General features: G+C 42.5%; 18 protein-coding genes. 9 read left to right on the top strand and 9 right to left on the bottom strand.

Annotated features, from left to right (window positions below; all coding sequences use genetic code 11):
* Positions 1–82 precede the first annotated feature (82 nt).
* On the top strand, positions 83–2,458 hold the full coding sequence (gene cdhA, locus QXI54_00635; GenBank protein MEM0301659.1) for a CO dehydrogenase/acetyl-CoA synthase complex subunit alpha: 2,376 nt from the start codon (positions 83–85) through the stop codon (positions 2,456–2,458).
* A gap of 4 nt (positions 2,459–2,462) precedes the next feature.
* Complete coding sequence (gene cdhB / locus QXI54_00630; protein ID MEM0301658.1) at positions 2,463–2,999, top strand: CO dehydrogenase/acetyl-CoA synthase complex subunit epsilon; 537 nt, start codon at positions 2,463–2,465, stop codon at positions 2,997–2,999.
* A gap of 21 nt (positions 3,000–3,020) precedes the next feature.
* On the opposite strand, the gene QXI54_00625 is transcribed toward cdhB, so the two are convergent.
* Complete coding sequence (locus QXI54_00625; GenBank protein MEM0301657.1) at positions 3,021–3,491, bottom strand: PUA domain-containing protein; 471 nt, start codon at positions 3,489–3,491, stop codon at positions 3,021–3,023.
* Positions 3,492–3,569: 78 nt separating this feature from the next.
* Between QXI54_00625 and proS the strand changes: the two genes are divergently transcribed.
* From proS to QXI54_00605, 4 genes are all read left to right on the top strand, one after another.
* Positions 3,570–4,991 (top strand): proline--tRNA ligase, encoded by a 1,422-nt coding sequence (gene proS, locus QXI54_00620; protein ID MEM0301656.1) that lies wholly within the window; start codon positions 3,570–3,572, stop codon positions 4,989–4,991.
* A 317-nt stretch (positions 4,992–5,308) separates the two neighbouring features.
* Complete coding sequence (gene speD / locus QXI54_00615) at positions 5,309–5,653, top strand: adenosylmethionine decarboxylase (GenBank protein MEM0301655.1); 345 nt, start codon at positions 5,309–5,311, stop codon at positions 5,651–5,653.
* A 3-nt stretch (positions 5,654–5,656) separates the two neighbouring features.
* The gene (locus QXI54_00610; protein ID MEM0301654.1) at positions 5,657–6,670 is read left to right on the top strand and encodes a bis-aminopropyl spermidine synthase family protein; all 1,014 of its coding nucleotides are present in this window, start codon (positions 5,657–5,659) and stop codon (positions 6,668–6,670) included.
* A 42-nt stretch (positions 6,671–6,712) separates the two neighbouring features.
* Positions 6,713–7,594, top strand: coding sequence for a type I phosphomannose isomerase catalytic subunit (locus QXI54_00605; GenBank protein MEM0301653.1), 882 nt, complete (start codon positions 6,713–6,715; stop codon positions 7,592–7,594).
* Positions 7,595–7,621: 27 nt separating this feature from the next.
* Here the strand turns inward: QXI54_00605 and QXI54_00600 are convergent, their stop codons facing one another.
* The 8 genes from QXI54_00600 to alaS form a co-directional block, all read right to left on the bottom strand.
* Positions 7,622–7,900 (bottom strand): winged helix-turn-helix domain-containing protein, encoded by a 279-nt coding sequence (locus tag QXI54_00600; GenBank protein ID MEM0301652.1) that lies wholly within the window; start codon positions 7,898–7,900, stop codon positions 7,622–7,624.
* A gap of 9 nt (positions 7,901–7,909) precedes the next feature.
* Positions 7,910–8,587 (bottom strand): hypothetical protein, encoded by a 678-nt coding sequence (locus tag QXI54_00595; GenBank protein ID MEM0301651.1) that lies wholly within the window; start codon positions 8,585–8,587, stop codon positions 7,910–7,912.
* A gap of 147 nt (positions 8,588–8,734) precedes the next feature.
* Positions 8,735–10,375, bottom strand: a complete 1,641-nt coding sequence (locus QXI54_00590; GenBank protein MEM0301650.1) for an NEW3 domain-containing protein — start codon at positions 10,373–10,375, stop codon at positions 8,735–8,737.
* Between the two features lie 17 nt (positions 10,376–10,392).
* Positions 10,393–11,283, bottom strand: coding sequence for an ABC transporter permease (locus QXI54_00585; GenBank protein MEM0301649.1), 891 nt, complete (start codon positions 11,281–11,283; stop codon positions 10,393–10,395).
* Between the two features lie 84 nt (positions 11,284–11,367).
* On the bottom strand, positions 11,368–12,279 hold the full coding sequence (locus tag QXI54_00580) for an ABC transporter ATP-binding protein (GenBank protein MEM0301648.1): 912 nt from the start codon (positions 12,277–12,279) through the stop codon (positions 11,368–11,370).
* 103 nt (positions 12,280–12,382) lie between these two features.
* Positions 12,383–13,408, bottom strand: a complete 1,026-nt coding sequence (locus tag QXI54_00575; protein MEM0301647.1) for an ATP-grasp domain-containing protein — start codon at positions 13,406–13,408, stop codon at positions 12,383–12,385.
* On the bottom strand, positions 13,387–14,241 hold the full coding sequence (gene cofE, locus QXI54_00570) for a coenzyme F420-0:L-glutamate ligase (GenBank protein MEM0301646.1): 855 nt from the start codon (positions 14,239–14,241) through the stop codon (positions 13,387–13,389). Before cofE ends, QXI54_00575 begins: the two co-directional genes overlap by 22 nt.
* Entirely contained in the window at positions 14,126–16,819 is a 2,694-nt protein-coding gene (gene alaS / locus QXI54_00565) for an alanine--tRNA ligase (GenBank protein MEM0301645.1), read from the bottom strand. Before alaS ends, cofE begins: the two co-directional genes overlap by 116 nt.
* Positions 16,820–16,908: 89 nt before the next feature.
* Between alaS and QXI54_00560 the strand changes: the two genes are divergently transcribed.
* From QXI54_00560 to QXI54_00550, 3 genes are read left to right on the top strand one after another with little or no spacing between them, the layout of a single operon-like run.
* A complete protein-coding gene (locus QXI54_00560; protein MEM0301644.1) occupies positions 16,909–17,991 on the top strand; it encodes a M50 family metallopeptidase in 1,083 nt (360 codons plus the stop codon).
* Positions 17,976–19,127 carry a TraB/GumN family protein gene (locus QXI54_00555; protein MEM0301643.1) on the top strand — a complete coding sequence of 384 codons (1,152 nt, stop codon included), beginning with the start codon at positions 17,976–17,978 and terminating at the stop codon, positions 19,125–19,127. Before QXI54_00560 ends, QXI54_00555 begins: the two co-directional genes overlap by 16 nt.
* Complete coding sequence (locus tag QXI54_00550; GenBank protein MEM0301642.1) at positions 19,124–19,615, top strand: archaemetzincin family Zn-dependent metalloprotease; 492 nt, start codon at positions 19,124–19,126, stop codon at positions 19,613–19,615. The genes QXI54_00555 and QXI54_00550 overlap by 4 nt, the downstream gene beginning before the upstream one ends.
* Positions 19,616–20,267: the final 652 nt, after the last annotated feature.

The raw sequence follows: 20,267 nt of genomic DNA, 5'->3' as shown, positions 1-20,267 counted from the left end.
TTAATATAGTAAAAACCCAGCTGGGTATATAAAATAGTGCATACTAATTTTAAATTGAATAAATTGAGGTGAGAAAATGTTAATGAAAAAAGGGATTTTTGTAGACGAACTCAAGAATGTAGTTATAAAAATAGGTGAAATAGCGGAAGAAGAGGAGGAATGGGAAACTTTAGGACCAACACCTAAACCGGGGATTATAGAGCTTAGAAAATGGGATCACAAGTTGCTTGAACGCTACGAACCATTCTACGCTCCTATGCAGGATTTCTGCAATCTCTGCACCATGGGACCTTGCGATCTTTCATTCAACAAAAAAGGTGCCTGCGGAATTGATTTAAGAACTGCGAAAGCGAGGCTTGTAACGATCGCCTGTTGCATTGGCGCTTCTGCTCACACCGCACATGCAAGGCATCTTGTTGACCATCTCATCGAAGAGTTTGGCGAAGACTTACCAATTGATCTTGGTGGAGATGTGAACGTTGAAGCTCCTTTGATAAGAACCGTCGTAGGAATAAAACCGAAAACTCTTGGAGATCTGAGAAAAGCACTTGAATGGGCTGAAAAGGAGATAGTCAAGGTTTTACATTCGACGCACATTGGCAATGAGGAGAGCTTTGTGGATTACGAAAGCAAGGCGATGCATGTAAGCATGGCAGACCACGTTGGCATGGAAGTTGCGGACATTGCGCAAATTGTTGCATTTGGTTTCCCAAAGGCGAAGCCGGACACTGATTTAGTTCCAACGGGCTTTGGAATAGTTGACACAAAAAAGCCTGTGATCTGCGTTGTTGGGCACAACGTAATGTATTCCCGCCCAATCATCGACTATCTCGAGAGATCTGGAAGAATTGATGAGTTTGAAGTTGCGGGGCTTTGTTGCACCGCACACGACATGACAAGGTATAGAAGCAAGGCAAAGATCTTTGGCCCTATTAGCTATCAACTCCGCGTCATAAGAGCGGGATTGCCAGACGTTGTTGTTAGCGACGAGCAATGCATAAGGGCGGATTTGGTTGATGCATGTAGCAAAATGGGAATTCCGCTGATCGCAACAAGCGACGCTGCAGTTCGCGGATTACCTGATGTGAGCGATTGGAAAGTCGAAGATATAGTTGAAGTGCTTGTGAGCGGAAAGCTGAAAGGAGTTTTTCTACCAGTGCCTGAAAAGGTTGGAGAAGTCGCTCCTAAGGTTGCTGAAGAGATTTTCAAGAGAAATAAGGACAGAAAATACAAGTTCTTTGCAAGCGACGATGAATTAAAAGCTGAGATCGCGAAGTGCACGCAGTGCATGAGTTGCGTTTTCACGTGCCCGCACAATCTACGAATCGACATCGGTATGGCTCAGGCGCAGAAAACTGGTGATTTGAGCAAACTTGCAATTCTCGAGGAGCAATGCTTAGCCTGCGGTAAATGCGAACAAAGCTGTCCAAAGCAAATAAAGATCGTTAACGTGATAATGAGGAGCAACTTCGAAAAGCTCTATGCGAAAACTGGAAAGACAAGGGTTGGCAGAGGGCCAATTCAAGACACTGAGATTCGCAAGGTTGGACAGCCAATCGTTTTTGGGCAAATTCCCGGCGTAATCGCAGCGGTTGGGTGCATAAACTTCCCCGATGAGATGAAGTCCATTGTTGAAATTCTTGAGGAGTTCCTGAAGAGAAAATACATCGTCGTAACTTCTGGTTGCCATGCGATGGACATAGGGATGATAAAGGACGAAGAAGGAAAAACGCTCTATGAAAAGTATCCCGGAAACTTTGACGCGGGTTGCATAGTAAACGTAGGCAGTTGCGTGAGCAATGCACATATTGCGGGAGCGGCGATAAAGATTGCGAACATCTTCGCAATGAGACCTTTGCGTGGTAACTACGCTGAGATTGCGGACTACATTCTCAATCGCGTCGGTGCGGTTGGCTTCAGCTGGGGGCCATATAGCCATAAGGCTGCGAGCATTGCAACTGGATTCAACCGCCTTGGTGTTCCAGTGGTGGTTGGACCACATGGCACGAAATATCGCAGAGCCTACATAGGGAAGCCTTGGAAAAACGATAAGTGGTGGGTTTACGATATTAAGAGTGGGAAAAAGACATTCATAGAACCCGCACCGGATTCTCTGCTTGTAGCAGTTGAAACCAAAGAGGAGGCAATAGTCCAGCTTGCAAGGCTTTGCATCCGCCCCAACGATACTTCGATGGGTAGGCAGATTAAGTTAACGCATTACATTGAGCTCAGCAAGAAATACATGGGCGATTTGCCTGATGATTGGCACATCTATGTTAGAAGTGAGGCAGATCTGCCTTTGAAGATGCGAGAAGAACTTCTAAAGGTGCTCGAGGAACAGCACGGCTGGAAGATAGACTGGGATAAAAAGAAGATCGTTGAAGGACCGTTGCGAGGCTACGATGCAAGCTTCAATCCAACGATAGTCGAGGATGTGTTTGCAAAATACAGGAGGTGAGAGAATGATAAGCAAGGAAGAGAAGTTCCCGATTGCAAAGCGCTACAACGTCGCTGATGTGCAGGTTTCAAGAGACGCAACCGCAGTTAAGCCAGTAGTCGTTGCAAACCTCATAAAGAAGGCTAAGAATCCAGTGCTCGTAACTGGCGGGGCTTTGCTTAAAGAGCCAAAGCTCGTTGAAATCGCGGTTAAATTCTACGAAAAGGGAATTCCCGTGATTGCAACCGGCGGTTCAAGCAAACCGTTGATCGAAAAAGGTGTGAAACCTTTGTTCAAAACATACACCCTGCACCAAATAACTCAGTTCTTGCTCGACGAGGAGTTTAAACCGAATGGCAAAAACTTTGACGTCGTTTTGTTCTTGGGCTTCCTGCCTTATTACCTTTCGAGAATGCTCTCAGCGCTTAAGCATTTTTCGAGCATAACAACAATTGCGATCGACGAATTCTATCATCCGCATGCGAAGTTCAGCTTTACAAATCTGACGAAAGACAAGGAAATGCACTATGCGATGCTTGAAGAGATCTTGAGCAGAATATAATTCTAAAATTTTTTATAAAATTTACTTTTTGTTTTCCAGCATATAATTCCAAAGTCTGTCCTTTAAGTGGTGCAGATTTTTAACAGCCTTCCCCTTGCCTTTCATTTCCTCAGCGTTGCAAAGTGCTATGCCTACCGCAATTGGACTTTCTTTTCCTTCAACAGTAACATAGACGAAATCCCCCTCTTTTATTCTGCTGTCCGCAAACACAATGCCCGGTTTCATGACATCTGCGCCGTTCATTATAAACTCCAAAGCTCCCGAGTCTACAGTAATCCTGTATTTCTCGGGTTTGAGCTTTATTGCTCCGTAAACTGACACATAGTGTTTTCCGTGATATTCGATTAGCAAAGGCTCATTGTTAACGAGAATCAGATTGACTTCGCCAAATTCAAGTAAATCCATATCTCCTTCAACGCTTACACCCGACCTTTCAAAAACCTCTCTGGCTATCTCCTTTGCTTCCTTTTTTCTCAGCCTTCTTCTGTGCACATACTCCCTATTCCGGGAACTTTTAAAGCTTACGAAAACTTTCGATAAAAAATAAATAACGCAGACAAACTTAACCCGATGAGCTTGCCAAGCAAGGAAAACTTCTCAGAATGGTTCCACGAGATCATTCAGACCGCAGAAATTATGGATATAAGGTATCCAGTTAAAGGACTCTACGTCTGGTTCCCATTTGGTTTCAAGCTAAGACAGCTTGTTTACGGAAAGCTAAGGGAGATCATGGACAGGGAGCACAGCGAGGTCTACTTTCCCACTTTGATCCCCGAAACAGAACTTGGAAAAGAAGGGGAACATATAAAGGGTTTTGAAGACGAAGTTTACTGGGTCACACACGGTGGGAGTTCTCCACTCGACATTAAACTTGCCTTACGCCCAACGAGTGAGACCGCGATGTATCCGATGTTCAAGTTATGGATCAGAAATCACGCAGATCTGCCATTAAGGGTTTATCAGATCGTAAATACCTTCAGATATGAAACGAAGCATACAAGACCACTTATAAGACTCCGAGAGATTACATCGTTTAAGGAAGCCCATACTGCACATAAAAACTACGAAGAAGCGGAAGAACAGGTTAAAAAGGCTATAGGCTACTACAAAGAATTCTACGATTTCCTTGCAATTCCATACATGGTGATCCGCAGACCAGACTGGGACAAGTTTCCCGGGGCAGTTTATACGATCGCCTTCGACACAGTAATGCCAGACGGGAGGAGCTTGCAGATCGGCACGGTTCATCATCTTGGAGACAACTTTGCAAGAACCTTTGAAATAACCTATGAAGCGGTTGACGGCAATCACTACTTCGTTCACCAGACTTGCTACGGGATCTCAGAAAGATGTATAGCTTCGCTGATCAGCATTCACGGTGATGATCTTGGCCTGGTTTTGCCCTTCGAAGTCGCCCCTATTCAGATCGTTGTGATTCCAATACTTTACAAGGGGAAAGAGGGAGCAGTTCTAAAATTCTCTGAAGAGGTAATAGAAAAGATAAAAGGATTCAGATTTGTTTTTGACAAAGGAGAAGATAGACCGGGAGCAAAATACTACAAGTGGGAGCTTAAGGGAGTCCCAATACGCTTCGAAATTGGTCCAAAAGAAGCGGAAAGAAGGGAAATTGTGGTTTCGTTCAGAGATGAAAGGAGAAAATTCAGCATTCCGATTGAAGAAATCAATGAGCATAAGATCAGGCAATGGGCAGAAGATCTAAGACACAGACTTAGAAAAAAAGCAGTTGAGTCTATTTTATCGAAATTGAAGTTCATAGAAAATCTTTCTGAGCTTTCGGAAGTTGTTAAAAATTTCGTGTCAATTATGTATCTATGTAAAAGCAAAGATTGCGGTGAAGAAATAGAGAAGCATGGTGGAAAGCTTCTTGGTTGGTTAGAAGAAATTCCTGACTTCCTAAATTTAAGTAAGGAGGGGAAGTGTATCGTTTGCGGTGGTAACGCTTCCTTAGCTGTTTCTGCAAGAAGTTACTAAATTTATCTTAACAAAAAATACTAATTTTTTCGCTTTTAAGCCGAAAAAGGAGTGAAATTTTTGGATTTTGCCTTAAGATATAAAAATGTGCCTGAAATCTCCAATTCTGAACAATAGACGCCAGTTAATGTCAGGTTTGGGGATTAAAATTCAGTTTGAATTTAGCGAAAAATTTAAAAGTCAAGCGAACTCAAATCCTTCTTAGTTAGGATTGTGTAAACTTAACGAATCCTGTGCGTAAAATTCAATATTCGAAAAAAAGCCTGAAAATACCTTGAAATCAAAATTTGAAAAGGAGGTGAGCTCGATGGAGGGTGATGACTATGATAGTAGGCAGGCATATTATAGCAGAACTCTATGGAGTGAGGCCAGAGCTTATCTCAAAGGAAGAAATTGTTCGCGGGATAGTGGAGGAGGTGGTGGAGGAGGCTGGATTGAATAAAGTGGGTAGTGTTTACAAGCAGTTTAATCCCCACGGTGTTACTGGGATTGTTTTGATCTCTGAAAGCCACGTTTCTATACACACTTGGCCTGAATACGAGCTTGTTAATCTTGACGTTTTCACATGTGGCGACGCCACACGCGCAGAAAAAGCTTTTAAACTCTTTCTGGAGAAATTTAAACCAAAATCGTATAGACACTATATACTTGATAGGGGTTAGAAAATGGATAGAATAGAAAATCAGATACTCCAAAGCCTTTTGAAAGGAGAGATAAGTATTTACAAGCTCATAGACGAGCAAGACGCTTCTTTGCCGGAGTTTTTTGAAACCTTTGAAAATCTGAGATCTCAAGAAATTCTGAGAATTACAAATGGAAAGGTAAGACTAACGGAAAAAGGAAAGAATATTGCAAAAAATCTTTTAACCTCGGATACGAAATGTAAAGCCTGTGATGGGACTGGATACCAAATAGATCTGTTTTTTCGAAAAATACTCTCCGAATTTCTGGAAATAACCAAAAATCGTCCACCAGCAGTGGAGAAATTTGATCAAGGGTTTATAAGCGAGGAGGGAGTCATAAGAAGAATTGAATTTATTCACGAAAGGGGAGACATCTACGGATCCTTTTTTGTTGTCGGAGACGATGACTTATTCAGTCTTGCCATTGCGCTTACGGATTTGCCAAAAAGAGTTGTGGTAGTGGATATCGACGAAAGACTTGTGAATTTCATAAATTCTGTAGCCAAAGAACTCGGATTAAAAGTTGAAGCGCATATCTACGACGTTCAAAAAGCTTTTCCTGATAAATTCAGAAAGAAGTTTGACGTTTTTGTAACAGATCCAGTTGAAACCATTCCTGGAATAAAACTATTCTTATCAAGGGGAGCCTCAACTCTTAAGGGAGCTGGCAGTTCCGCCTACTTTGGCCTGACAACTCTTGAAGCCTCAAGAAAGAAATGGTTTGAGATCGAGAAGATGATCCTTGAAATGGGCTTTGTGATTACAGACATAAAAAGAAGGTTTAACGTTTATCCCGCAACCGAGAAAAGTTACTCCCAGTTTGAGGAGAAACTTCCAATTTTCAAGAAGCTGGGCGTTAAAACGGACTACGACTGGTATACGTCGAGTCTTTTCAGAATTGAAGCCATAAGTGAACCAAAACCGCTCGTGGAGGGTGAAATGATCATAGACGAGCACGTTTACAAAGACGACGAAAGCCTCGCAACTCCTTATTAGGAATCCACTGCAAAATATATATTTAGAACGAATACTCAAGATATGGAAATTCCAAACTTCATATTTCAGGCGACAGAAAATCTTGTAGAAAAACCATGGGGTGGTGAATGGATCTCATTGCTTAAGGGCTTCAGAAAGAAGGGGATTGGCGAATCCTGGGAGTTTTCTGCTCATCCCTCAAATCCCTCTCAAGTAATTCTAAAAGGAGGGACGGCGAAGCTTACAGAATTGTTCATTGAAGCAAAGAAGGAGATCCTTGGTGAACTTTCTGAAAAGTATACGAGTTTTCCAATACTCTTAAAGATCCTTGACGTTTCTGGAAAGCTTGATTTGCACGTTCACCCTTCAGCGAAGGTTGCAGAGAGCTTTGGAGAGAGTGAAAAAGAGAAGCAAAAAGCCTGGATCATGCTGAGCGGAACCGCTTTTATTGGCTTTTCAGAAGACCTCGATCAGGAGAAATTCGAAGAGATCTTGAGCGATGAGAAGCTGATCCTTGAAAAACTGAACAAATTCAACGCTGGAGCATACGACACATTTTTGATCCCCCCGGGAGTGCTACATTCTGCGGAGAATGCGAGAATCATCGAGATCTCGACAAATTCAGAACTAAGCTACAAATTCAATGAAGAAAAGGCTAAGAAAGCTATTAGGTTAAACAAAACTGAAGATTTCGAAATTAAGGGTAAAAAGGGCAAAATTGAAACAGAATTTTTCTCTGCAGAAGTTATTGAGGTTGCGGGAAGAGCGGATTTTACAATAAACACCTTTAACCTCTTGTTATGCCTTGAGGGCTACACAACGCTGAGAAGCGAAAAAGGGGTTGCGGATCTGCAAAAAGGATATTCATGCCTAATTCCCGCCTCTACTGGGAGTTATTCAATTCATAGCGAGAGGGCAAAAGTTTTAAGAGTTATACCGAAATGATAGCTTTAACCACCTAATAAAAATCGCTTAAAGCCCAAACTCCTCTATAAGCTCACGAATTTTTTGATATTTTTCAAGGAATTTGAATCCCTTGTCAGTAAGGGTATAGTATCTTCTGCCCTCTTCGTCATAGATTTCCCTAACAAAACCTTTTTCAATGAGCTCATTCATGTAGCGGTTGAAATTCTGCGTAGAGAGATTTGAAAATCTTAGCAGTGGTGTTGGGAGAATGGAATTGCCGTGTGAGACAATTATTCTTAGGATGTCATAGATTATCTCGAGTCTTTCCCGCTTCTCTTTCGTCATTTGCCCCACCTAAATCCTTCTCAGGATTCTGTAAGCAATGATCAGAAGAACAATGATAGAGAGAGCATATATAACGAATCTAAACTCGGGAAGAATCATTCTGAAAGACACGAGCAGATTTAAAACCCAGAAGACGAAGATCAAAGCGTAGAGGGGGTAAATTGTGATATTCGTAGTCTTCTTTTCTGCTTCCAGCTTTTTGTAGCTAAATGCGATGGCTATGAGAAGCAATACAAGCAGTGCGGGCTGAATCAGGAGAAACGAGGCGATTCTAAACACTGAAATAACTGCAAATACCAATGCAAGGCTATGGAGTAGGGCTTCGTTCCTTAGCAATTTGCTCAATCTCCAAGTTATACTGTAGATGAGATATAGAATTGATGCTGAACTCGAATAGCTCATGAAGGCAATGCTAAAAACCATCACTCCTCGAAAGTCCTCGAATCTCACTCTTTCAAATCCTATCTCTGGCTGGCTGTAAATGAATATGAAGACGAGAAAACGCAAAAAATATGCAAGACCAAGGAATAAAAATGTGTTCGAGAAGTAATGAAGCCCAGGATAGTCTGTGAGCTTGTAAAGTTCGTGAACTCGGTAATAGATAACGAAGCTTGTAATGAAAATCACTCCAGAGAAGATCGCCTCTATGGCGAAGATTTCCAAGGGAGGTAGAATGAAATTCGGCATATTTTTACTTCTTCTATGGTTTAAAAAGAGATATGGATCTTAGATACATAATTTTTTTACCTCAAAAATATAATTTATAAAAAATTATGCTGTTTGAAAAATTTTGTCCAACTGCTCTCTAATTTGGATTGAGCATATTTGGAGCAGTCATCTCCTTCCGAGCTTCTTTATCAGCAAGTAGATCACAAACAGCGAAGCGGTGATTATCGCAATACCGACGAGCGTTCCATAGCCCTTTTCCTGAACAACAAAGGTTATTCTCTCTGCGGTCTCAGTTTGATCTGCTTTAACGTCAATCGTAACCTTATACTCACTCGGATAAGCATCTGAGGGGACATTGATCTTTATGCTCACCGGATAACTTTCTCCGGGCTTGAGCGAAGAAATCAGCTCTGGTGTTATGTCTTCAAGTTCCCAGTAGCTGTTTGGTAAAGTTACCGAAATGCGTATATTGGTTAGCGTTGTTCCAACTCCGGAATTTTTTACACTGCCTTTAAGCACAACCGCTTCGCCTTGAGAAGTTGTGATCGTGTATTTGCCGTTTTCAGGTTCGAAATAGAGTTTAAACGTCCCTATGAGCTTAAGATTTAAATTTTCAACCGCAGTGTAAGCACCTTCCACAACAACCTTAAGCGCTATCTCTCCCGGCTCAGCTGTTGAAGGAACGTAGATCTCAAGAGTTAATTCTTCAACATCTCCGCTTTCAATGAAGATCTCTGAGATCGCGAGGTTGTTTTGCTTAAAAGTAGCGGTGTATCCCGAAGGTAATCCCTCCACTCTTAAAGCGTAGCTGTCGTCTGCATAGCCGGAATTCTTTATTTTAACTGGAATTTTCGTTATCTCGCCAATCGTCGCAGAAACTCTTGAACTTACAACTATCTCTGCATAATAAGCTTTCTTTTCGAGCAAAATTGTGCCAAGATCTGTTGTCCTTCCACCTTTAACTTTTACATCCCTGATCGTCTTCTCTTCATAACCTCCTTTCGTGATCCTTAGCTCGTAGGTGCCCGGCAGAACTTCGATGATCGCTTCGCCATCTCCTGATGTGTAGAACACTTCCTCACCAACTGTGATTTTAGCTGAAGCGACACCCTTTCCATCTTTATCGATTAGCCTTAGCCTTATCTCTCCTTTTTCCCCAACATGAGTTTTATTGATCCAGATCTCAAGCTCTTCGATTTTATTGTCGAATTTCAGCTTAACAAAATAAGTGCCGACCTCTGCGGAGCTTTCAGTTTCGATTGAAACCTTAATAGTCCTTGTTTCTCCCGCTGAAAGTGTCAGCTTCTGTATTTCATAGCCTCCATCGTAAAACCGACATTCCCAGCTTTCAGGGACTTCACAGCTTAAGTTCAAGTTATAACGAGCGTTTAGCTTGTTTTTAAGCGTAAGATCGATGCTTACTGTGTCCCCAGCTTCCAGAATTACGCTTTTTATCTTTGGAATCACTTCGAGAGAGTTTTCGGGATAGCTTACGTTAAGAGTTATGCCTACACTCTCTCCAGCTTGCAGAGATATGTAATAGAGCCCAAGTTTTTCCGGAGCTTTGAAGACGAAGCTAAGCGTCGCGAATTCGTTTGCATTCAGCTTTATCGAACTAATCCGCTTACTTTCGTAGTAAAAGTAGCCTTCGATTTCGCCGTAGTATGAGAGGTAGTATGTTTCTTCTCGATTCTCAGTATTTATAATTTTGAGCGGAATCGCGACTTCTTCACCCGGCACAGCGTTTATCTCTGTAATCTTGCACTCCAATGCATTTGCAGATGTAAGAGCAAAAATTATTAGCATATAATATAAAAATATTTTCATAGTTCTTCCCTCGTAAATCTAACGTAAGCAATGGCAAAAAGAACTATGGGGATTATTATGAAGCTCAGCAAATTCTTTGTCACATCCACGGTTCTGAAGTATCCTCCCGCGGTTAGACTGCTCAGGATCGTTGTATAGCTGGAAACTGGAGAGAAGATCGAGAGCGAGGAAGTTATGCTCTGCACTTTTTCCCTGTAACTCCGCATTTCCTCCATGTAGCTCCTCAACCTTGGATCGTCGGTGCTAAGATTACCAATGCCTCGAAAGTCTCCGAATGGATTTTCTGGCTGAGGACCAGCGATCGATTGAGCGATGTAGTTGCTGAAAAGTGGGAGGAAGAGTGCAAGGACTATGAAAACCCCTATCGCTATTGTTAACGCAGTTGAAGAACTTTTGACAGTTGCAGAGATCAGGAAGGCGATGGAGAAGAATGTGTAAAGATAAGCTATGGTCACGAGCATCATCTTCCCAAGGTTAACGATTTCGTCGAAACTGGGTGTGTAGCGCATTGCAAGTGCACCGAGCATGAATAGCGAGGTGATCGCTACCGCGATGCAGATTGCGAAGAAGGCTGCGATTGCTTTGCCAATTATTATTTCATCCCTGAAAACAGGGTGTGTGAGCAAAGTCCTTAGAGTTCCGCTTTCCTTTTCCCTCGTGATCAGGTCAAAGCCAAGGGCGATGCCGAAGATCCCACCAACAAAAGCTACCGAGCCTCCAAAGAAGCCGATTGCTGGAGCCATCGAAATTCTCCCACCCGCTGTCGAGCTTAGAGTTTGCAGAACGCTCATGAGGTAGAAGATCACCAACGCGGAGAGCAGTGCAATGAACCTTCTGCTCGTAATTATGTCCGCAAGCTCTTTTTTTGCAACGATCAGAGCCCTCATTCCGATTCCTCCAAGTGCATTACCATTGGCTCCGTTTCTATAATAATAGACCTCTTAACACTCCAATTCGAAAGCCTTGCGGGTTTACCTTGGTAATAGATCCTCATTTGGACCCCCCACGAGACTGAAATAAACCTCTTCAAGGCTTGGCTCTTTCAAGTGCAATTCCTTCACAAGAAAGCGGTTCTCGACCAAGAACTTCGATAATTCGAGTCTGCAATCCTTTTCTACTTCGAGCAAAAAGCTCTTTGTTGTTTCTTCGTAGCTGACCTTCCCAAATTTCTCAAGCATTTCTTTGCTTATCTCTGGTTCCGTTTGAAGCACGATCTTAGTTTTATTCACTAATTCCGAGATCTTTCCGCTCTTAACAAGCCTGCCCCTATGAATGATCCCAATCGTTTTGCAAACCTCTTTTACCTCTGCAAGGATATGCGAAGAGAAAAAGATCGTCTTGCCTTTTTTCTGCAGTTCTTTTATAATTCTGCGGAAATCTGCAATACCTTGCGGATCTAAGCCATTCGTAGGCTCATCAAGAAATAAAACCTGTGGATCGTTGATTAAAGCCTGAGCTAAAGCTAAGCGTTGCTTCATTCCTCTGCTGAACTCTGCAACTTTTTTGTCCGCTACCGCGCTTAATCCCACGAGCTCAAGCAATTCATAAAGCCAGTCCTTGGAAATTCCGCCGTAGAATTCAGCAAAGTATTTCAGATTTTGCATTGCGGTCAGATTTTCATAGAGTCCATATCTCTCAGGCATGTAACCGCAGATCTTCTTGACTTCAAGCGGTTTCTTTTCCACATCTATACCGCAGACTTCAATTCTTCCAGCGTTTGGTCTTATGAGCCCGAGGATGCAGTTAATTGTAGTCGACTTTCCTGAGCCGTTTGGGCCAAGGAAGCCAAAGATCTCCCTCTCTTCGACCACGAGATTTAATGAGTCGAGAGCCTTGAAGTCCCCATAGAGTTTTGTCAAGTTTTCAATCACAACCGCGCTCATGCTTCATTTTCTAAATTTAGCTATTTAACCAAGAAGAAGCTCAGATGTGCATTTGAGATCCACAAAGAAAATTAAAAGTTCACTGAATAGAGAAAATCTAAGTTCAAGAGTTCTCAATTAGCTTTTTAAACAACTCCTTTCTGCCCTCAACTTTCTCAAATACATCTTCATAGCCACCGCTTGCCATTATAGAGACCAAAGGATCCCCTTTGCTGTAGAAGCCCTTGGGGATGTCTGCAAAGAATGGGTTGCCACAAAGGTCTTTTTTGATCTTCAGCTCCCGATCTGCAAAATAAATTGCCCGAATTGCAAATCGCTTGGGCTTTAATCTTTCAATTTTTCTACCCTCGAAAGCCTTTACGTGTAAAGAGAACAGATTGACATCTAAACTCCATTCAACACTGTCCAATGAGCCCTGAAATCTCGGATTGAGCTCCAGAACGTATGGCTTGTCTGCAAGAATAAAATCGATGCCGATTGAGCCTCTCAGCTCAAAAAGCTCCACTGTCTCTATGGCTACCTTTTCAAGCATTTTTCTCTGCTCCTCTCGCACATTCAAAGGGGTTAGATTTCCGCTATACCTGAAACCTTCCGCATTCATCTCTTTCCAACCAGAAAAGACATAGTTACAAGCTAAAGGAACGATTTCACGTGAAGCAAGCAAAGAAACACTGCAAGGAATTCCTTCAATGAATTCCTGCAAAATGTAGCCTTCTTCGCTTTTTTCTGCAAATTTTATCCCCTCTCCACCACCACCAAACCTTGGCTTTGCAATTGTTCTGCCCTCAGGCTTTTTCAAAACCTTTGGATGCGGAATTCCCGCTTTTTCGAGAGTTCTATAGAATTCAAGTTTGTCAACAATTCCCTTAACTTTTTTCGGCTCATTGCAGAGCAATTCCGCTTTTATTTCGAAACTTTCGAAGTTTGAACAGAGCACCACCTTGGCATTCTTTTCCTGAGCAATTGCTTCAGCCTCTTTAACCTTGTCAATTGAATATACTTCGTTGCAGTAAAGATAAAGGTCCAGATCTGGATACTTCGTTATCGCATAGACCTCATAACCCGCTCTTCTTGCGGAACTTGCGACATTTCTAACGTTAGTCCCAATCAGAAGCACTTTTTCAGGCATCTTCTTATTAAGTCTTCTTCTTCACTTCTGTAAATGTCTTTCACTTTCCCATTGCCCAGGACTTTTAAACCCCTGACAAGCACAGCGGGAATTGCATCGTTTGCTTCGCCCATCAGCAGATTTGCAAAACCCGCAATCTCGTCCGCTATGCATTCCACCGTTACTTCAAGAACGTTTCCGTAGAGGTCGCTGATTCCGCGCCAGTCCCTCATTGCCCAAAGTCCAGAGATGCCAACTGCAACTCCAACTACGCCTTTTCTGAAGCATCTTCCGTTTGTGTCAGTAATTATAATCCCGACTTTTTTGCCGGTAAGCTCCTCAATTCTTTTTCTGAGCCTTTCAGCACTCTGATCCGGATCCACGAGGGGCAGAATTATACTTCCTTTTTCAATGTTCGAAGCGTCGATACCAGCGTTTACACAAATATTTCCATATTTTGCCTTTACAAGCAAAAATGGACCTTTTATAAGAATCTCCTCGCTCTCCTCGATGACCGCCTGAACGAATTCTGGAGGTTTTCCGACCTTGGCACTTAATTCAAAAGCTAAAGGACTTGGCTTGTAATCGCTAAGCTTTCTAACTCTCCCTTCCGCCTTTGCAACAATTGTGGAGCAAATTACGATTATGTCCCCCTCCTCAAGTGTGGCTCTTTCGACAATTAGCTTGGCTATGTCATCCCCTTTTTTTATTATTGGTAATCCTTTTATTGGAATGAATTCAACCTTTTCTCGACAGATAGCCGAAGATGATGCTCGCAAGCTCGTCTCTGCTGAGCAATTTCTCAACTGCTCCCTGAGCGAGCTCTTTTCTTCCCCCACCACTTCCCTTTGCATGTCTCCCTACCTCCCTTATAATTTCCCTTGCGTCATAATTCCCAGAGGCGAAGGCTACAATAAACGCCTTTCCCTCGCCGGAAGACATAAGACATCCAACCACGCCTTTACGAGCTAAATAATCGCCAAGTTTGAGCAGTTCAGCCATATCTCCTGTGACGATTTCAGCGACAACCTTCAGACCGTTAAATTCCTCTGCATTTTTCAGCAAATTCTCTCCAATTGCCTCTGCAATTCTTTCCTTTAGCCTCTCTATCTCTTTCTTTTGTTCTTTCCACTCCTCAAAGAATCTCTCAACAGTTTTTGGAAGCATCTGTGGTTCAACTCGCAATATTCTGCTTGAATCTCTAAGCAGAGACTCCATTTTTGCAATCGCTTCAATTGCTGATTCTGCGACCGCAAATTCAAACCTGATAACACCATCCTGAATTGAATCAACGCTTAGAATTTTGATTACTCCAATCTCTCCCGTGCTACTGCAATGCGTCCCTCCGCAAGCCTGAACGTCGTCTCCAACCATTACAATTCTAATCTCCTTTCCTGGTGGAACTCCGCCTTGGTAGAGCCTGAAGCCGAATTTCTTCTCCGCTTCGATTCTGTCCATCCAGAACCACTTTATCTCCTTATTCGCAAAGACTTCCTTATTTGCAAGTCTCTCGATTTCTCTGACCTCTTCTTCGCCAATCTTTTTATAATGGCTAACGTCAAGCCTCGCCTTTTCAAATTCCTTTTTAGCTCCAGCTTGCCATATGTGCTTTCCATAGAGTTTTTGTAGTGTGTAAAGAAGCACGTGCGTTGCAGAGTGATGTCTCATGTGCCTAATTCTTCTTTCTGAATCGATAATACCTTTAATCTCACCGCTGATAGCTATGGGCTTTTCGAGTTTGTGCAAGACTACGCCATCGACTTCAGTAACGTAAACTACCCTTAATTTCTCACCATTCCAAACTATGTAACCCGCATCGCTGTCCTGTCCTCCGCTCTCTGGATAGAATGCGGTTCTGTCAAGAATCAGGAACCCATTTTCGTAGCCAATCGCTTTAGCGTTGAACTCAAAGAGCTTTGGATTGTCATAGTAAAGCTTCTCAGTTTTTGGATAACTTCTTGTAAGCTTTATCTCCTCTTTTTCTTCTTTTACAGCTTTAGAATGCCTCTTTGCAAGCTCAGAGTAAAAGTCAGCTGGCAAATCAACTTTCAATCCCTTATCTTCTGCGATCTTGAGCACAAGCTCCGCAGGAATGCCGTGTGAGTCGTAGAATTCAATCAGGTCTTCTTTTCCTATGCTCTTCTTTTTCTCAACTGTTCTCTCTACAAGCTTTAACCCCTTAGAAATCGTAGCCATGAATCTCTCCTTTTCGAGCTTCAGAACTTCTTCAATTGTCTCCAAAGGAATCTCAAACTTAAATTTAAGTGTCTTGTTGTGCAGATCGACAAGATCGTAAAGATCGAGGCTAACTTGTAGCTCGTCTGCAAGTCTAAGGCTTCTTCTAATCATCAGCCTTGCAAGATAGCCCGCTCCCGCATTGGAAGGCACTAAGCCATCGCCAAGCATGAAAAGAAGGCATCTTGTATGATCCGCCAAAGCATAAATCTTCGCTATTGGCTCCGTTAGGCTTTTTGCTTCTTCAACGCTCATATCGAACTTTTTAGAGATCTCTGAAAGTATTTTATCCCTCGAATAGCCCATTCCCGCAAGTCTTGAGGTTTCAGCAACTATTGCCCTCGTGTCTTTGCCTTTAAGATCCCTAAGACCACTTGAATCAAAGATCTTGTCAAGAACTTTGCCAAAAATTGCATCGTAAACCGTCGGAGAGCCCTTGCTCATCCATACAAATCTCTCAAGCCCGTAGCCCGTGTCGACGATGTAGTTGTCCATTCTGCGATATCTCTCCCCCTTGATCTCAATGTCCCCGTTTTCGTCAGCCTTTAAATTCATGAAGACGAGCGTTGCAAGCTCAAGTCCGCTGATGATTGCTTCCAAGCAGGGTCCAGCGTTTCCTCCACCCGCCCATGGTTCTTCTTTGTAAACTATGTTCTCTTTTTTAATTCCGAGCTTTTCAAGGAGCTCCGTGCAGTAAGCAACGGTTTCGTTCTTCCAGTAGATCTCCTTGCCCGGAAAGTTGAACGCATGGTGTGCCATCATTTCAAAAAGTGTCAAGTGTCTTCCAGTTCTACCAACGCTGTCCAAATCATCAAGCCTTATGCACGGCTGAGAAATTGTAAGCGGATTAGCTGGAGGTGGAGCAATTCCTGCGGTGACGAATGGCTGAAAGTCCGCAATGCTTGCGATTGTTAAGTAAATATCATCTCTCCATCTCGCAACCACCGGATACCTCTCAATCCTTGCATGTCCTCGCTCTTCAAAGAATTTGAGGTAGAATTCCCGCATTTCATCGAGCTCAAAGCTTCTCTTAAAAGGAGAATTGCCTATAAAGGTATAACCACCGCAAGGTGGGTCTCCGCAGATCTCACGTTCGTCCGCAGTCCAGAAGAACTTGCCACACTTGACGCATTTCTTCCTGACAAAGCCATTCTCCTTCAGAAACGTGATGTCAAGGTATTCCTTTTCGAGAGTCATCGAGTTCTGTTCTAATCACGGTATATATCTTTACTCTTCATTTGCAGAAAGAACCTAAAAGCTTAAAGATTGCATGAGCAAGAGAGACTATGGACGCCTCTCTCAGAATCGCAAGGGTGAAAGGTATCGAGATTATGATCCACTGGAGCCTTTTCATAATTCTATTCATACTTTCAAGCTACTTCTACGTCTCAAGTGAGCCATTTGGCTTTGCAAATCTTAAAGAACCTGAAAGAATTGCTTTTTCAATCTTGGCTTCGATCTTTGTATTCATTGCGGTGCTTTTGCATGAGCTTGCCCACTCACTTATAGCAATGAAGTTCGGCGTTAAGGTGAAGGGAATAATGCTCTTCATCTTCGGCGGAGTCGCAATGATGGAAAAAATCCCAAAGAATCCAAAAGAAGAGCTTGCCATAGCATTAGCTGGGCCTTTAGCGAGTTTAACGATTGCCATTCTGAGCTTCATTGTAGCTCTAAACACAGCGGGCGGAATTTCTATGTTTTTCCTGATCAGTGCCTATTTCAACTCAATACTTACGATCTTCAACCTTATTCCCGCTTTTCCAATGGATGGCGGAAGAGTTTTGCGTAGCATAATAGCAAGAAAGGCAAGCTACACAAAAGCTACAAAAACCGCTGCAGGAATTGGCAAAGCGATAGCGATTGCCATGGGAATAATCGGATTTTTTGGTGTGAATATCTGGCTCATGCTCATCGCACTCTTTATATATCTCGGAGCAAGCGAAGAAGAGAAGATCGTGACCGCTGAAGATCTATTTTCGAGGTTTTCAATAGGAGACATAATGACAAAAGACGTGATCTCAGTCTCTCCAGAGACAAGAGTTGGAGAGGTGATCGATCTTATGTTCAGACACAAACATCTTGGCTATCCCGTTGTTAAAGATAACAACCTTGTTGGAATAGTGACCTTAAAGGACATTATGAATGCAGATCCGAATGCAAAAGTGGAAGAAGTAATGAGCAAAGAAGTTATTACTCTCTCTCCAAAAGACAGGGCTTTTGAGGCTTTTAGGCTCATGAGTGAGAGGGGAATTGGGAGAATTCCAGTTGTCGAAGACGGAAAGCTTGTTGGAATAGTTTCAAGGAGTGATCTAATGAAGATCAAAGAACTGCTTGAATTTCTGGAGGTGTTGGAGTGGAAAAGAAGCTGATCATTGTTGGCACCGCTCATGTTTTGCAGAAGAGCGTTGAAGAAGTAAAGGCGGTCATAGAGAACGAAAAGCCCGACGCAGTGGCTGTGGAGCTTTGTCCAGCAAGATATAGAGCTTTGATTGGAGAAAGAGAAGAAGTAAAAGTGTCTGAGATACTTAAGAGGGGTGATTTCTTCTTAATATTGCTACAGCTAATTCTCGGCTATTTCCAGAGAAAAATGGGAGAAGAGATGAAGACAAAGCCCGGAGAAGAAATGCTTACAGCAATAAACAAGGCAAAGGAGGTCAATGCAGATATTCTGCTTATAGATCGGGATATTACGATTACCTTTAAGCGCCTCTGGGGACAGATGAGCTTCTTTGAAAAGCTAAAGTTCTTCTATTACATGCTCAGGGGTTCTTTTGGCAAAGATGTTGAAGTCGAGGAAGTGCTTAGGGAGGACATAATAGATCTTCTCGTTAGGGAGTTCAGAAAGATTTCGCCAAAGGCTGCAAAGGTTTTGATCGACGAAAGAGACGAGTTCATGGCTTACAATTTGCTTAGGGCAATGGAGAAATACAACAAAGTTGTTGCGGTAGTAGGAGCGGGGCACAAGAAGGGGATCGTTGAGGCGATGCAGAGAGGTGTGCAGAATCCTGAGAAACTGCTTGAGGTAAAGCAAAGCAATAAGCTCAGGTGGATCGGGATTGCATTCATTGGCATAATACTTACATTCTTCGCTCTGACTGCGATTTTTGCATTCGAGTTGCTATACAAGGTCTTTATCTATTGGTTTCTGATCAATGGAATTCTTGCAGGACTTGGAGCACTTATTGCAAGAGGACATCCGTTGTCTGTGCTGTCAGCATTTTTATGCGCATGGCTTACGTCTTTAAACCCGTTTTTAGCAGCTGGATGGATCTCTGGAGCAGTTGAAGCTTGGATCAGAAAGCCAACGATGAAGGATGTAGAGGATGTTTTCAAGACAGATAGCTTGAGAGAAATGCTCAACAACAAATTCTTCAGAGTGATCCTTGTCGCAGCGTTAACGAATCTCGGTAGCACGATTGGAACGATCTATGGGGGGTATTATATCCTTACAAACTTTGGTGTAGACGTTGCAAAAGTGATCTCCGAAAACCTGCGATTTTTATGATCCAGCTTCAGCCTCTCGGAGAAGTTGATGTGGAACTTTTAGAGTGGCTTGCAGGAGAATTAAGAAATGTATTCAACACTGAGATCTCGATTCTTCCCAAAATCCCGATGCCTTCGAATTGCTACAGCAAGCGGGGACAATACAATTCAACCTGTATCCTTGCTACATTGAAAGTGTCTGAGATCACACTTGCGGTAACATCAGAAGATCTATACGCAAGAGGGCTTAATTTTGTCTTTGGCGAAGCGGAAGTAGGGGGCAAAAAAGCGGTTGTTTCTTATCATAGGCTAAAATTAGGAGTTGACAGAGAAGAGCTCAAGATTAGGCTTCTAAAAGAAGCAGTGCATGAATTAGGGCATGTTTTTGGTTTGGAGCACTGCAAAACTCCTGGATGCGTTATGAACTTTTCGAACAATGTTCTGGAAGTCGATAAAAAGACTTCGAATTTTTGCAAGAATTGCGTTTCAAAATTAAAAAATAGAATTTAATTCTTCCTCCTAAGCAGATAAGCCACCGCTAAGAGCCCAGCGATTGCAAAGAGAGCTTCAAATCCAGAAATGAATCCTTGAGTGTGTGTTGTAACCTCTATTTTTTATCTGCTGGAATTTGTGTTTGCACGGGAGTTTCCGATTTTTCTGGAGTTTCTGTTGCAGTTGGAACAAATTTTTCCGAAGTTTGAACAGTTGGAGTTAGAAAAGGTTTTCATTTCCCCCTTTTCGAGAAAATTTCTTCTCCCTGTGAGTTGTAGAGCTTTGCAAAATTTATTTTCAGTTCACCCTCAGATTCTATTTTTGCGAGATTCATTTTTCCATTCAAAGGTTCGGCGCTAAAGCCAACTATCTTTATGATTCCAACTTCCCGATCTATGTTAAAATCTCCGTTAAAAGTTCTTTCTATCGATAGATTTTGAACTGAACTACCTGGATCAAATGCTATTTCGATTTCGAAAGCGCAAAGATCTTCAGCTTCTGCAACGAAGTCTATCTTCTTTCTGAAGCTCCTCTATCGTCTGATCAAATTTATTTTCAATTTACTATTCTTTATCGTTTCGTCGTGCTTCTCGAGCATCATTCTTTTTTCTTAGCATTGTGTCTTTCTTTTCGGGCATCTTGTCCTGTTTTCAAGCATCTTTACTCCGAT

The sequence above is a fragment of the Archaeoglobaceae archaeon genome (assembly GCA_038734275.1).
Taxonomy (GTDB): Archaea; Halobacteriota; Archaeoglobi; order Archaeoglobales; family Archaeoglobaceae; genus WYZ-LMO2.
Note: the sequence above shows the minus strand (reverse complement) of the source record. Positions and strands in the feature narration are given on the sequence as shown.

Coding starts and splice junctions, on each gene's coding strand:
- cdhA (MEM0301659.1), top strand. CDS start 83: ATGAAAAAAGGGATTTTTGTAGACGAACTCAAGAATGTAGTTATAAAA.
- cdhB (MEM0301658.1), top strand. CDS start 2,463: ATGATAAGCAAGGAAGAGAAGTTCCCGATTGCAAAGCGCTACAACGTC.
- proS (MEM0301656.1), top strand. CDS start 3,570: ATGAGCTTGCCAAGCAAGGAAAACTTCTCAGAATGGTTCCACGAGATC.
- speD (MEM0301655.1), top strand. CDS start 5,309: ATGACTATGATAGTAGGCAGGCATATTATAGCAGAACTCTATGGAGTG.
- QXI54_00610 (MEM0301654.1), top strand. CDS start 5,657: ATGGATAGAATAGAAAATCAGATACTCCAAAGCCTTTTGAAAGGAGAG.
- QXI54_00605 (MEM0301653.1), top strand. CDS start 6,713: ATGGAAATTCCAAACTTCATATTTCAGGCGACAGAAAATCTTGTAGAA.
- QXI54_00600 (MEM0301652.1), bottom strand. CDS start 7,900: ATGACGAAAGAGAAGCGGGAAAGACTCGAGATAATCTATGACATCCTA.
- QXI54_00595 (MEM0301651.1), bottom strand. CDS start 8,587: ATGCCGAATTTCATTCTACCTCCCTTGGAAATCTTCGCCATAGAGGCG.
- QXI54_00590 (MEM0301650.1), bottom strand. CDS start 10,375: ATGCTAATAATTTTTGCTCTTACATCTGCAAATGCATTGGAGTGCAAG.
- QXI54_00585 (MEM0301649.1), bottom strand. CDS start 11,283: ATGAGGGCTCTGATCGTTGCAAAAAAAGAGCTTGCGGACATAATTACG.
- QXI54_00580 (MEM0301648.1), bottom strand. CDS start 12,279: ATGAGCGCGGTTGTGATTGAAAACTTGACAAAACTCTATGGGGACTTC.
- QXI54_00575 (MEM0301647.1), bottom strand. CDS start 13,408: ATGCCTGAAAAAGTGCTTCTGATTGGGACTAACGTTAGAAATGTCGCA.
- cofE (MEM0301646.1), bottom strand. CDS start 14,241: ATGCAAAGGGAAGTGGTGGGGGAAGAAAAGAGCTCGCTCAGGGAGCAG.
- alaS (MEM0301645.1), bottom strand. CDS start 16,819: ATGACTCTCGAAAAGGAATACCTTGACATCACGTTTCTGAAGGAGAAT.
- QXI54_00560 (MEM0301644.1), top strand. CDS start 16,909: ATGGACGCCTCTCTCAGAATCGCAAGGGTGAAAGGTATCGAGATTATG.
- QXI54_00550 (MEM0301642.1), top strand. CDS start 19,124: ATGATCCAGCTTCAGCCTCTCGGAGAAGTTGATGTGGAACTTTTAGAG.